The organism is Fictibacillus sp. B-59209, from assembly GCF_036216745.1.
Lineage (GTDB): Bacteria > Bacillota > Bacilli > Bacillales > Fictibacillaceae > Fictibacillus_C > Fictibacillus_C marinisediminis.
The window spans coordinates 343,833-355,940 of the sequence record NZ_JARMMC010000005.1 but is presented as its reverse complement, the minus strand read 5'-3'; the positions used below and the strand labels follow the sequence as shown (position 1 = coordinate 355,940).

The 12,108-nt window shown below is 44.6% G+C and carries 9 protein-coding genes and 1 other annotated feature; of the genes, 5 read left to right on the top strand and 4 right to left on the bottom strand.

Going from position 1 to position 12,108, the window contains the following annotated elements; all coding sequences use genetic code 11:
• Positions 1-265 precede the first annotated feature (265 nt).
• Positions 266-1,102, top strand: coding sequence for a histidinol-phosphatase HisJ (hisJ, locus tag P4361_RS04205; RefSeq protein ID WP_328088394.1), 837 nt, complete (start codon positions 266-268; stop codon positions 1,100-1,102).
• Here the strand turns inward: hisJ and refZ are convergent.
• Positions 1,070-1,753, bottom strand: a complete 684-nt coding sequence (gene refZ, locus P4361_RS04200) for a forespore capture DNA-binding protein RefZ (protein WP_328088393.1) — start codon at positions 1,751-1,753, stop codon at positions 1,070-1,072. The genes hisJ and refZ overlap by 33 nt on opposite strands.
• 153 nt (positions 1,754-1,906) lie before the next feature.
• On the opposite strand from refZ, the gene P4361_RS04195 reads away from it, so the two are divergent.
• A complete protein-coding gene (locus P4361_RS04195) occupies positions 1,907-2,392 on the top strand; it encodes a GAF domain-containing protein (RefSeq protein WP_053357549.1) in 486 nt (161 codons plus the stop codon).
• A gap of 176 nt (positions 2,393-2,568) precedes the next feature.
• Here P4361_RS04195 and megL read toward each other — a convergent pair whose 3' ends face one another.
• Positions 2,569-3,780, bottom strand: coding sequence for a methionine gamma-lyase (megL, locus tag P4361_RS04190; protein WP_328088441.1), 1,212 nt, complete (start codon positions 3,778-3,780; stop codon positions 2,569-2,571).
• Between the two features lie 347 nt (positions 3,781-4,127).
• On the opposite strand from megL, the gene rpsD reads away from it, so the two are divergent.
• Entirely contained in the window at positions 4,128-4,730 is a 603-nt protein-coding gene (gene rpsD, locus P4361_RS04185) for a 30S ribosomal protein S4 (RefSeq protein ID WP_053357547.1), read from the top strand.
• 335 nt (positions 4,731-5,065) lie between these two features.
• On the opposite strand, the gene tyrS is transcribed toward rpsD, so the two are convergent.
• Positions 5,066-6,325 carry a tyrosine--tRNA ligase gene (gene tyrS / locus P4361_RS04180; RefSeq protein ID WP_053357546.1) on the bottom strand — a complete coding sequence of 420 codons (1,260 nt, stop codon included), beginning with the start codon at positions 6,323-6,325 and terminating at the stop codon, positions 5,066-5,068.
• Positions 6,326-6,378: 53 nt separating this feature from the next.
• Positions 6,379-6,596, bottom strand: a binding site (T-box leader).
• 143 nt (positions 6,597-6,739) lie between these two features.
• Between tyrS and P4361_RS04175 the strand changes: the two genes are divergently transcribed.
• Positions 6,740-9,565: a transglycosylase domain-containing protein gene (locus tag P4361_RS04175; protein ID WP_328088392.1), complete on the top strand. Its 2,826-nt coding sequence runs from the start codon at positions 6,740-6,742 to the stop codon at positions 9,563-9,565.
• Positions 9,566-9,590: 25 nt separating this feature from the next.
• Here P4361_RS04175 and acsA read toward each other — a convergent pair whose 3' ends face one another.
• Complete coding sequence (gene acsA / locus P4361_RS04170) at positions 9,591-11,306, bottom strand: acetate--CoA ligase (protein WP_328088391.1); 1,716 nt, start codon at positions 11,304-11,306, stop codon at positions 9,591-9,593.
• A gap of 165 nt (positions 11,307-11,471) precedes the next feature.
• Between acsA and P4361_RS04165 the strand changes: the two genes are divergently transcribed.
• A complete protein-coding gene (locus P4361_RS04165) occupies positions 11,472-12,104 on the top strand; it encodes a GNAT family N-acetyltransferase (RefSeq protein ID WP_328088390.1) in 633 nt (210 codons plus the stop codon).
• Positions 12,105-12,108 lie beyond the last annotated feature (4 nt).

The following is a 12,108-nucleotide window of genomic DNA, read 5'->3' as shown; positions in this document are numbered from 1 at the left end:
CCCTTTCTTCCTTTCTGCAAAACTGCAAAATCTATGTAATAATGATGTTACAATTGTTTAATTTTAATTGTAATAATTAATGAGTGCAATTTTTTTATTGAATGCCAGTGTTTTACAGTGCTTTTCACTTGTCCAAAGCTAACTCAATGTTCTTATGATAACATGTAAAACTGAATTTTGACTAAAAAAAAATGAAAAAAACCATAATTTTTTTCCATAAATATCAAAGCTTTCTTATCCTTTAACAAAACTCAGGAGGTTAACGATGTCTACTTTTTATGATGGCCATGTCCATACCCCGTATTGTCCGCATGGCACCGCCGACCCGATTTCTCTATATATTGAACGGGCAATTGAATTAGGATTATCCGGAATGACCTTTACCGAACACGCCCCCTTGCCTTCAAGGTTCATTGATCCGGTACCAGAAAAAGATTCAGGCATGGAATTAAGCAGGCTATCTTCCTACTTGGACGAACTGGGAGCTGCAAAACAATATTACAGCAAGACGATCTCCATAAATATCGGATTAGAGGTAGACTTTATTGATGGATTTGAAAAGGAAACAAAAGATTTTTTAAATGAAGTCGGTCCCCGGCTTGATGATGCCATTCTTTCCGTCCATTTCATTAAGCAGGAAAGCTCCTATTTCTGCATTGATTACAGCGAGGACATGTTCGGTGAAATGGTTCGTTCATTCGGCAGCACAGACAAGGTGTACAGTGCCTATTATAAGACACTATCAAAGTCCATCACATCAGACTTGGGAAATTACAAGCCAAAACGGATCGGCCATATGACCCTTGCCCAGAAATTTAAGAAGCAGTATCCAACGGATCAATCTTATCAGGAAGAAATCCGAACGATTTTGGAACTGATTAAGCTGCACGGCTATGAACTTGACTACAATGGAGCGGGATTATTCAAGCCATTGTGTGGAGAGTCCTATCCTCCCCATTGGGTGATTGAGGAGGCCATAAAACAGAAAATCCCTTTTGTCTATGGTTCAGATGCCCATAGTGCAAAGGGATTGGGACAAGGCTATGATATACTCATCCACCAAGATCTTTTATCCGTTCCACTTTCCCTGCAAAGAAAATAGCGGATTCTGCACAGCAGACAGAAGCGGATTCTTTTTAGGCGGGATACAAACCGACTGCTCCAGCCATTTATTGATGAAACTCACATAAGACGTAACGAATAAGGGATCATGTGGAGCCGTATAGAAGACTTCAGATATATATAACGGATGAAGGAAAGGCATGATGAGCAGATTTCTCAGCTGCATGGTCAGGAGCATGACAGGCTGTTTATGAAACTCCCTTTGTTTCATGCCTTTTTCAAATAGGGTGTCATAAAAATATTTTTCTTTAGAGAGGTAAGTGGTCATCACTTCCCTTACTAATGTAGAATCAAGCGTCATTTCCCGATGGACAAAACGTGACAGATCAGGCTGCTTCAGCTGGTAATGCAAGACACTTTCAATCATGGTCAAAAGCTGATCTTTAACTGTATAGTCCATCGATGTATGGTACACCACTTCAATCTTGCGAATATACCCTTCATAAAATGATGAAATCAGCTCTTCAAGCAAGCCTTGCTTCCCGCCAAAATGATAGGAAACGAGAGCAAGGTTAACACCAGCCCTCTTGGCAATCTGCCTGACCGAGGTGCCCTGATACCCCTGGTTTGTAAACAATTCAATCGCAGCTTCGGCAATTTTAATTTTGGTAGCCATCTGATCTCTTGACATTTAGTATCCACCACCCTTCTTATTACTTCTTTTTCGTTGGAAAACCTGATATACCCTTTAATAATCGCTCGACAAATACACCTGTTCGGATGTAATCTTCTACAATTTTTGATAAGATAGGGAAAGACGGCTAGCATAAAAAGGGGGATGTTCATGTTTACAGTCGAAAAATACAGTCAAAATCGCGAAGAGGGATACGATCTGCTCCTCAAGCAGCTCCGTGCTCTTTTAGAAGGCGAGACAAGCATTACCGCTAACCTGGCGAACGCCTCAGCGCTTTTAAACCAGTTCCTCCCCGCTATTAATTGGGTTGGATTTTATGAATATGAAGAACTGTCAGACCAGCTCGTCCTCGGACCGTTTCAAGGACTGCCGGCCTGTGTAAGAATCCCTTTGGGAAAAGGTGTCTGCGGTACGGCTGCAAAAGACCAGCAATCACTGGTTGTGGAAGACGTTCACCAGTTTCCCGGGCATATCGCATGCGATGCTGCATCCCAATCTGAGATTGTTGTGCCCATTGTAAAAAATGGCCAGCTGTTTGGCGTGCTTGATATTGACAGCCCTGAAAAAAACAGGTTTGATGAGATCGACAAAGTATGGCTCGAACGGTTTGTTGATGAACTGAACAAGCATATATAGAAAAGAGTAAGCGACCTAAGACGAATTGTGAGTTATTAGATCGTCCTCCGAGGACTAGGGATGATTTCATCATTATGCTGAAAACAAGAAACACGTTTTCAGCCCTGGGTACTGAAGCTAGACATTACTTCTATGTGAAAGAACGGCTCCGGAAAACTTCCGGGCCGTTCTTTTTTTTATCTTACGACCTGATTTTCTTTTTGATAAACACTCTGAAGAGCCTGCTCGAGATCTGCCCATATATCCTGCCAGGCTTCAAGCCCCACGGATAAGCGCAGCAGATTCTGTTTGATCCCCATCTTCTCCCGTTCCTGTTCAGGCACTACGGCATGTGTCATCGTCGCCGGATGCTGGATAAGCGTCTCAGCGTCCCCAAGACTAACAGCAATTTTGACAAGCTTTAATGCATTCATTATCTGCTGAGCTTCCGGCTTGCCTCCTTTTATCAAAAAGCTGATCATTCCGCCTGCCTTTTTCATCTGCCTCTTCCCTGCCTTATACTGAGCAAAGTCCGGATCTCCCGGAAAAAAGATAGACTCAATAGAGGGATGGCGTTTTAAAAGAACAGCGACCCTTTCGGCATTATCACAGTGGCGGTCCATTCTGACAGGCAGCGTTTTAATGCCCCTTAAAAGCAGCCATGCTTCAAAAGGGGACATGATCCCACCGATATCCTTCTGGGCGGTCATTGCAATCTGCTGCATCACGTCCTGCCTTCCAACTGCAACGCCTCCGATGACATCTCCATGGCCGCAAAGATACTTCGTCGCACTGTGCACGACAATGTCACAGCCCTTTTTCAGAGGCTGCTGCAAATACGGAGAACAAAACGTGTTGTCCACAATGACTGGAATGTTCTTTTCTCTGGCAACTCTAGACACCATTTCTAAATCTACAAGTTTCATTGTCGGGTTGATCGGCGACTCGATGTAAATAAGTGAGGTGTTAGGCAAAATCGCAGCTTCTAAAGCGGCTTCATTCTCCATTGGAATAAGGGAGTGCCCGATCTGAAGATGATCTTCCATATATTGCAGAAGCCCGAAGGTACATCCATAGACCCCTTCCGAACAAAGGATATGGTCCCCTGTTTTCAACAGGCCGAGCAATACTGCTGATACTGCGGCCATACCGGATGCAAAAGCCAGACCCTTCTCCCCGCCTTCCAGTTCTGCCATTCGCTCCTCAAACATAACCACTGTCGGATTTTTCAGCCGGGAATAAACATATCCTGCTTCATTTCCGGCAAATCTCCGCTCGCCCGTTTCTGCATCCGGAAAAACAAATGTCGAGGTCTGGTAGATCGGCGGAGACAGACTTCCTCCATGCTTGCTGACCTCATACCCAGCGTGTATGGCATTGGTTTCAAAATACTTGGACTTCATAGATATGCACCCCTTTTTTATTTGTAAGCGCTTTCTATAAACTTTCTCCCACAGAAACGCAATTCCTTCCACTTTGCCATTATTGTATTCAGCCATCACTGCCATGGCGCCTTTATATTAAGACTAGCCCTTGACTTGTTTCCCGAAAAAACATATACTAATCTTTGTGTAAAATAAAGCGGCACTGTGTTCGTCATTTGTTTTATTTTGTTACATGTTTGAAGAAGCATGGTATATCTCGTAGCTTCAAAGGCTGCTGAAGTGAAGGTATAGGCAAATAAAATATGCAGATGAAAAGAAAACAGTCACTGTTGTGTTTTACTAAAACAAAACAAGTGAAGGAGGAGTCATTCATGGCTCGATATACTGGCTCTACATGGAAGATTTCCCGTCGTTTAGGTATTTCCCTAAGCGGAACTGGAAAAGAATTAGCAAAGCGTCCTTACGCTCCAGGACAACATGGTCCTAACCAACGAAAAAAACTTTCTGAATACGGTTTACAATTACAAGAGAAGCAAAAGCTTCGTCATATGTATGGTGTAAACGAGCGTCAATTCCGCCGTATCTTCAACGATGCAGGCAAAATGACAGGAATTCATGGTGAAAACTTCATGATCCTTCTTGAGTCTCGTTTAGACAGCATCGTTTACCGTCTTGGTCTTGCTCGCACTCGCCGTGCAGCTCGTCAATTGGTAAACCATGGCCATGTTACTGTAAACGGAAAGCGCGTTGATATTCCATCTTTCCGCGTAGCACCTGGTTCAGTTATCGGTGTTCGTGAAAAGTCACAAAACCTTAGCGCTATTAAAGAAGCAATCGAAGTGAACAACTTTGTTCCTGACTTCTTGACTTTTGACGAAAACAAACTAGAAGGTACATTCACTCGCTTACCAGAGCGTTCTGAATTACCGGCTGAAATTTCAGAACAGCTTATCGTTGAGTACTACTCTCGTTAAGTTTAAGAAAACGCTCCGTTTTTACGGAGCGTTTTTTTTATTGCAAATATGAGCAAACAGCGAAGAACTGCAGCAGTTCGACTTTTTAGGATCATTTTTTAAAAAAATCGAACCCTTTCATGAGAAGTTTTAAGTGTGCACCTAATAATTCGGCCCTCATTTTGCTAAAAATCCGCCCTTTTGAAGCGAATTTAGTGACAAATCCAGTCCAAAATATAGCTCTCACCCTTCAATAGTGGCATCTCTTTGCATTTATTATCGAAAACGCACTTTTTATTATCGAACACAAAAAAACCGGCCCATTCACAAGGGCCGGTTCTTCTTATTCAGCATAATTAGTATCGGATCAAGAAATATTTCTTCTTCCCTCTTCTGATGACGACGAATCGATCATCAATACGAGAGCTTCTTCCCACCACTTTTTCAAGGTCCTGGCAACGTTCGCCATTGATTGAGATCGCTCCATTGGTTATATCCTCACGAGCTTGGCGCTTTGATGGAGAAATTTTGCTTGCTACAAGCAGGTCGATCAGACCGATATCCTCTTTAGACTCCATTTCAAAGGAAGGCACGTCTTTAAAGCCTTGCTCAATTTCAGCTCCAGTCAATTCAGAAAGCTGTCCGCTGAACAGTGCCTGAGAGATTTTGATGGCTTGTTCCAATGACTGTTCTCCATGCACAAGAGCAGTCAGTTCTTCTGCAAGCGCCTTTTGCGCAGCCCGTTTTTCAGGTGCGCTCTGCACTTGTTCAATAAGTTCGTTGATCTCTTCATGGCTCTTGAATGAGAAGTACTTCAAGAATTTAATCACATCACGGTCATCCGTGTTGATCCAGAATTGATAGAACTCGTAAGGAGTGGTTTTCTCCGGATCAAGCCAGATCGCTCCGCCTTCTGTTTTCCCGAATTTCGTTCCATCACTCTTCGTTACGAGCGGGATGGTTAATCCGAATGCTCTCTCTTCTTCTCCGGCTTTGCGGATCAATTCCAGACCAGCTGTGATATTGCCCCATTGGTCGCTTCCGCCAAGCTGCATCCGGCACCCTTCCTGGCGGTACAATTGAAGGAAGTCATAAGACTGAAGGATCATGTACGTAAACTCTGTAAAAGAAATCCCAGCTTCCAAACGGGATTCTACGGAGTCTTTTGCAAGCATATAGTTCAGCGGAAAGTATTTACCTACATCACGCAAGAATGAAATAACGTCCATGCTGCCGATCCACTCATAGTTGTTGGCGATTTTCGCAGGATTATCCTGAGCGTTAAAGTCCAAAAACTTAGAAAGCTGCTGTTTAATTCGTTCGCTCCATTGTTGAACCACACCGGCCTCATTTAACGTCCGCTCTGCCTTCTTCCCGCTTGGGTCCCCAATCATTCCTGTCGCTCCTCCCACAAGAGGGATCGGCTGATGGCCTGCCTGCTGAAGGCGCCGCATCGTCATGATCACAAGCAGATGGCCCACATGCAGGCTGTCTGCTGTCGGGTCAAAACCGCAATAAAAAGGGGTTTTTCCGCTCTGCAGCTTTTCTTCCAAACCTTCCCGGTCAGTCACTTGATTGATGAGACCTCGAAATTCCAAGTCTTGTAAAATTGTCATTATAGTTGCTCCTTTCAGTTTCTGGATGAAGACAAATAAAAAACGCCCCTGTAATAAGGGACGTGATTACCGCGGTACCACCCTCGTTGAAGGAAACGTATTTCCTCCCACTCATATCCATTAACGGCTTTTCAACCGGTCTTTGCTACTTTCATTTCACAAAGAAAGCTCCAGGGTGTAATTCATAAACAGTCTATGTACTGGTTTGCAGCGGCCACCAGCTTTCTGTAACAGGGAGACGGTTACTACTAAATCCTATCTTCGCTTCTGCTTTATCCAATTGACATATATTCTTCATTTTTACCACAGGTTATACGCATTGTCAATTCCTCATCCACTGACAAAATTGTCTTAAGTCCCCCTTCAAACGACATGGGATATGATATAATTAGTCAGATAGGGGGGAATTTACAAATGTCTCATCTAGAGGAAATTAAGGAAAAATGGAGGCGCTTTATTGCGTATCTAAATGAGAAAAAAATTATACAGGCCGCAGATAAAACATACACATTCACCTGGAACTTATTCTTAATTATCGTGGTATTGTTCTTGCTTGGCGGCTGTTTGGCTGCTGGAGCAGGGGCTGGCTTTCTGGCCTCGCTTGTAAAAAACGAGCCAGTCAGAGCTTACAGCACCATGAAGGATGACATTTACAATTACGAAGAAACGAGTACGATGTATTTTGACAAAGATCAACTGATCGGCAAGCTGCGTGCTGACCTTGACCGCCAGGAGGTTCCTTTAAAGGATATCTCACCATACGTAAAAGATGCCGTTATTTCAACGGAGGATCAATATTTCTATGAGCATGACGGCATTGTTCCAAAGGCTATCCTCCGGGCAACGCTTCAGGAAGTAACAGGCTCCGATAACCGATCGGGCGGGAGTACTCTTACTCAGCAGCTCATTAAAAACCAGATCTTAACGAACGAGGTTTCCTTCGACAGAAAAGCGAAAGAAATCCTGCTCGCACTCAGACTCGAGCACTTGTTTACAAAAGAGCAAATCCTTGAAGCATATTTAAACATCGTTCCATTCGGACGTAACTCATCCGGCAGAAACGTAGCCGGCATCCAGGCGGCCGCTCAGGGAGTTTTCGGTGTTGACGCTGACAAACTGAACTTGCCGCAGGCAGCTTTCCTTGCAGGCATGCCGCAAAACCCGTTTGTATATTCTCCATTTACACAACAAGGAGCAGTTAAAAAAGATATTACATATGGTACCAACCGCATGAAAACGGTTTTGAACCGCATGCTGACAAATGGAGCCATCACACCTGAACAATACGATAAAGCACTGAAATATAATGTGAGAAAACACTTTGTAACGAAGAAGGAATCTTCTTACGAAAAATATCCTTACTTAAGCATTGAAGTCGAGCGCCGTTCAGCGGATATCCTTGCAAGGCTCGCAGCGAAAAATGACGGCAAGAACTTTGACAAGCTTAAGCAGAACACAAAAGATGAATACCGTCAGAATGCTTTTGTACAGCTGCGCCAAAAAGGCCTGAAAATTCATACGACAATCAATAAAAAGATCTATGAGGAAATGGAGAAAACAGCGAAGAACAAATATCTCTTCGGCTCTACCCACCTCGTCCGCGTGAAGAACGCCAAAGGAAAATGGATCTATGAAAAGCAGCCGCAGGAAGTAGGCTCCATACTGATCGAAAATAAAACAGGAGCTATCATCAGCTTTGTCGGAGGGCGTGATTACAACCGTGAACAGCTGAACCATGCAACTCAGGCATTAAGACAGAATGGTTCAACGATGAAGCCGCTGCTCGCATATGCTCCGGCCATTGAGGAAGGTAAAGTGCAGCCGGGTTACATCATTCCTGATACACCGCTGACCATTGGCAATTACGCACCAAACAACTATGATAACCGTTTTCATGGACTCCTTTCCGCAAGGACCGCACTTGCCAAGTCTTATAATATTCCTGCACTGCGCAGCTTCATGAGAGCGAATCGGTCCGATGCTTTCAATCGATTGGAGAAAATGGGATTCACAACAATTACTGATACAGACAGATCGGCTACATCTGTTGCCATCGGCGGGTTGACCCACGGGGTAACCGTAGAAGAGAATACGAACGCTTTCGCAACCTTTGCTAACCAAGGCAAGTTTGTGGATGCCTACCTTATTGAAAAAATTGAAGACAAACATGGAAAAGTTCTATATAAACATAAATCTAAGCCGGTGCCAGTATATTCTCCGCAAACCTCTTATCTTATCCTTGATATGATGAGGGATGTACTGAAGCCAGGCGGAACCGCAGCAAGCATTCCAGGCAGACTGAACTTTTATGCAGATTGGGCTGGAAAAACCGGTACCACATCCTCTGCCAAGGATTCTTGGTTTGTAGCGACAAATCCTAACGTAACGCTTGGTGTATGGCACGGATATGATAAACCTGAAGCACTTCCAACAGGACAACAGCATATTAGCCAGACCCTGTGGGCAGCTTTTGCCAATGATGCCTATAAATACGCGCCATCACTCATGGCCCCGAAGCATCGTTTCTCCATGCCTTCGGGAATTGTCAGGAAAGAAATTTGCGGGATCTCCGGAAAACTTCCGTCTGATCTCTGCCGGTCAGCAGGTCTTGTAACAACAGATCTATTCAATGTAAAATATGCTCCAGATTCAACAGATAACAGCTTGGATACCGGGCTTTATGTTATTGCAAACGGTAAGAAATACAAAGCGTCCGAATCGACACCAAAAGAATTTACTCAAAAAGGCGTCCTCATTGACGATGCGCTGTTTGACGGAGTCGACTTGAAGAAAGTGACCGGAGAAGAAAATTCTGACCATCTTCTTCCTAAGACAAACCTTCCAGAGAACGGAAAAAACCCTGATACAGTCAGCGGACTGTCATCCAAAGGCGGGAAGCTATCCTGGTCTGCGTCAGGAGAAAGTGATGTAGTCGGCTACCGTGTCTATTATTCTGCTACCGGAAACGGTCCGTTTAAGAAAATCGGCAGTCTAACATCAGATAAAACCTCTCTATCTGCCCCATCAGGCGTGCTGTATGTTACAGCAGTAGACGTCTCGGGCAAGGAATCGGCGCCATCTGAGAAGATTAAAAGCGGCAAAGAAAAAGCAGATCCAAAGAAACCAGACAAACCGGGAACGGATGACAAAAAAACGGAAGATCCAACGGCAGGCAAAAAGCCGAAGGATCCTCCTCCCCAAAATGATGATAAAAAGAAACCCAAAAAGCCCGCGAATTAATTCGCGGGCTTTTTGCTTTAAATGATTAGTCTTCCATCGTGGATAAGTCGCCTGTCGGCAGATCCAATTCCCATGCCTTGAGTACACGGCGCATGATCTTGCCGCTTCTTGTCTTAGGCAGCTTGTCTCTGAACTCGATTTCTCTTGGCGCAGAGTGAGCGGCCAAACCAGATTTCACAAACGATCTGATTTCCTGAATCAATTCTTCGCTCGGAGAATAACCCTCACGCAGTGCGATGAATGCTTTAATGACTTCACCGCGAACCGGGTCTGGCTTCCCGATTACCCCCGCCTCGGCAACTGCAGGGTGTTCGACAAGCTTGCTTTCTACCTCAAAAGGCCCTACCCTTTCACCCGATGTCATAATGACATCATCAATACGGCCTTGGAACCAGAAGTAGCCGTCTTCATCCATATAGGCTGAGTCTCCAGACACATACCAGCCGCCAGGGGTAAAGTAAGATTCATATTTTTGAGGATTGTTCCAGATTGCTCTCATCATGGAAGGCCATCCTTTTTTAATCGCCAGGTTCCCCATTCGGTTAGGCGGCAGGATATTATCCTGATCATCGATGATAGCCGCTTCAATGCCCGGGAATGGTTTGCCCATTGAGCCCGGCTTAATTTCAACTGCCGGGAAATTGCTGATGAGCTGAGCTCCTGTTTCCGTCATCCACCAGTTATCATGGATGCGCAGGTTAAAGACCTTCATGCCCCAGCGGACTACTTCAGGATTCAGCGGCTCGCCAACACTCAGGATGTGTCGGAGCGAAGAAAGATCAAAGCGTTTTACGACCTCATCCCCGGCTCCCATAAGCATACGGAATGCGGTTGGTGCACTGTACCAAACCGTTACGCCATACTTTGCGATCGTACCGTACCAATCTTCCGGGCTAAACCTGCCGCCCCGGACCACATTGGAGGCACCGTTCAGCCAAGGCCCGAAAATACCATAGGAGGTTCCTGTCACCCAGCCGGGATCGGCCGTGCACCAGTAAACATCCGATTCTTTAAGATCAAGTACCCATTTAGCGGTCTGATAATGCTGAATCATCGCATTATGAACATGGAGGACGCCTTTTGGTTTACCGGTTGAGCCTGATGTATAGTGAAGGATCAGCCCGTCTTCACGGTCTACCCATTCCAAATCGAGCTCCTTGTCCGCTTTTTCCATTCGGCTGAAATAATCGACATACGGCCCTTCTTCCTTCACGTCCTCACCAACGAGCACAACGTGTTTTAAATAAGGAAGTTCGCTGACTGGCACGCGCTCCAAAAGCTGAGGAGTTGTAATCAGTACTTTAGCTTCGCTGTCTTCCAGACGGTCTCTGACTGCTCCTTCCATAAATGCTTCAAACAGCGGGCCGACGATGGCTCCCAGTTTGATTGCCCCGAGCAGTGAAAAATACAGCTCAGGAGAACGCGGCATAAAAATAAACACCCTGTCCCCTTTTTCAACATCAAGCTGGCGGAGCATATTGCCGGCCCGATTAGATTGTTCCTTCATCTCTTTAAATGTATACTTCTCGTCTCTTTTCTGATCTGAGAAATAAAGTGCTACTTTATTTTTTCTATCGCCTTCTGCATGTCTGTCAACCGCTTCATAGGCTAGATTGACTCGCCCCGTTTCATACCAGGAAAATTCTTTTTCTATGCTTTTCCAGTCAAATGCGTCATATGCTGCTTGATAGTCTTCAAGGTTAAAGTTACCCTTTACACTCGGAAGCGTTTCCACTTTCATTAGCCAATCTCCTCCTATGCCAAGATATTCAAAGCCATTATATCATAATCGTTCTAAATTTTTAAATTTATTAGAATTGTCACACCAAATAAGTTGAAAGCCCTTACAAACAGCCTTGTTTATGTATAATAGAATAGGATAACTTTCAAATTGGGTGGTGTATAAATGAACCATAAGAAAACATACAACTGCCTTGCCATTGATACACCTTTGGGCAAGGTCATTATCGAAGGGCCGATTTCGCCTGAACATCTGGCAGGCTACGAGTTTCATGCCGGCTTAAAGGCGTTCAGGCCCCCGCACCAGCAGCGTGAAGCTCTCATTGAGATTGCAGGACTTGATGAAGGAAGAATCATAATCGCCAGAAATAAAGAGACAATTATCGGCTATGCGACCTATGTCTATCCCGATCCGATGGAAAGATGGTCACAAGGAAACATGGAGAACCTGCTTGAACTCGGTGCCATTGAAGTCATTGCGGATTACCGCAACTGTAAAATAGGGAAAAGCCTATTAAAAGTATCGATGATGGATGATGCGATGGAAGATTATATCATTATCACAACGGAATATTATTGGCATTGGGATCTGAAAGGAACCGGCTTGTCGGTTTGGGATTACAGGAAAGTGATGGAGAAAATGATGAATGCCGGAGGCCTGGAATATATGGCAACAGACGATCCGGAGATCAGCTCACACCCCGCAAACTGTTTAATGGTCAGGATCGGAAAGAGAATAACGATGAATTCTGTACAGCAATTCGATAAAATCCGTTTCCAGAACCGCTTTATGTATTGACCGG

What these genes read in the sequence shown, in the direction of transcription:
- hisJ (WP_328088394.1), top strand. Translation starts at nt 266, where the DNA reads ATGTCTACTTTTTATGATGGCCATGTCCATACCCCGTATTGTCCGCAT.
- refZ (WP_328088393.1), bottom strand. Translation starts at nt 1,753, where the DNA reads ATGTCAAGAGATCAGATGGCTACCAAAATTAAAATTGCCGAAGCTGCG.
- P4361_RS04195 (WP_053357549.1), top strand. Translation starts at nt 1,907, where the DNA reads ATGTTTACAGTCGAAAAATACAGTCAAAATCGCGAAGAGGGATACGAT.
- rpsD (WP_053357547.1), top strand. Translation starts at nt 4,128, where the DNA reads ATGGCTCGATATACTGGCTCTACATGGAAGATTTCCCGTCGTTTAGGT.
- tyrS (WP_053357546.1), bottom strand. Translation starts at nt 6,325, where the DNA reads ATGACAATTTTACAAGACTTGGAATTTCGAGGTCTCATCAATCAAGTG.
- P4361_RS04175 (WP_328088392.1), top strand. Translation starts at nt 6,740, where the DNA reads ATGTCTCATCTAGAGGAAATTAAGGAAAAATGGAGGCGCTTTATTGCG.
- acsA (WP_328088391.1), bottom strand. Translation starts at nt 11,306, where the DNA reads ATGAAAGTGGAAACGCTTCCGAGTGTAAAGGGTAACTTTAACCTTGAA.
- P4361_RS04165 (WP_328088390.1), top strand. Translation starts at nt 11,472, where the DNA reads ATGAACCATAAGAAAACATACAACTGCCTTGCCATTGATACACCTTTG.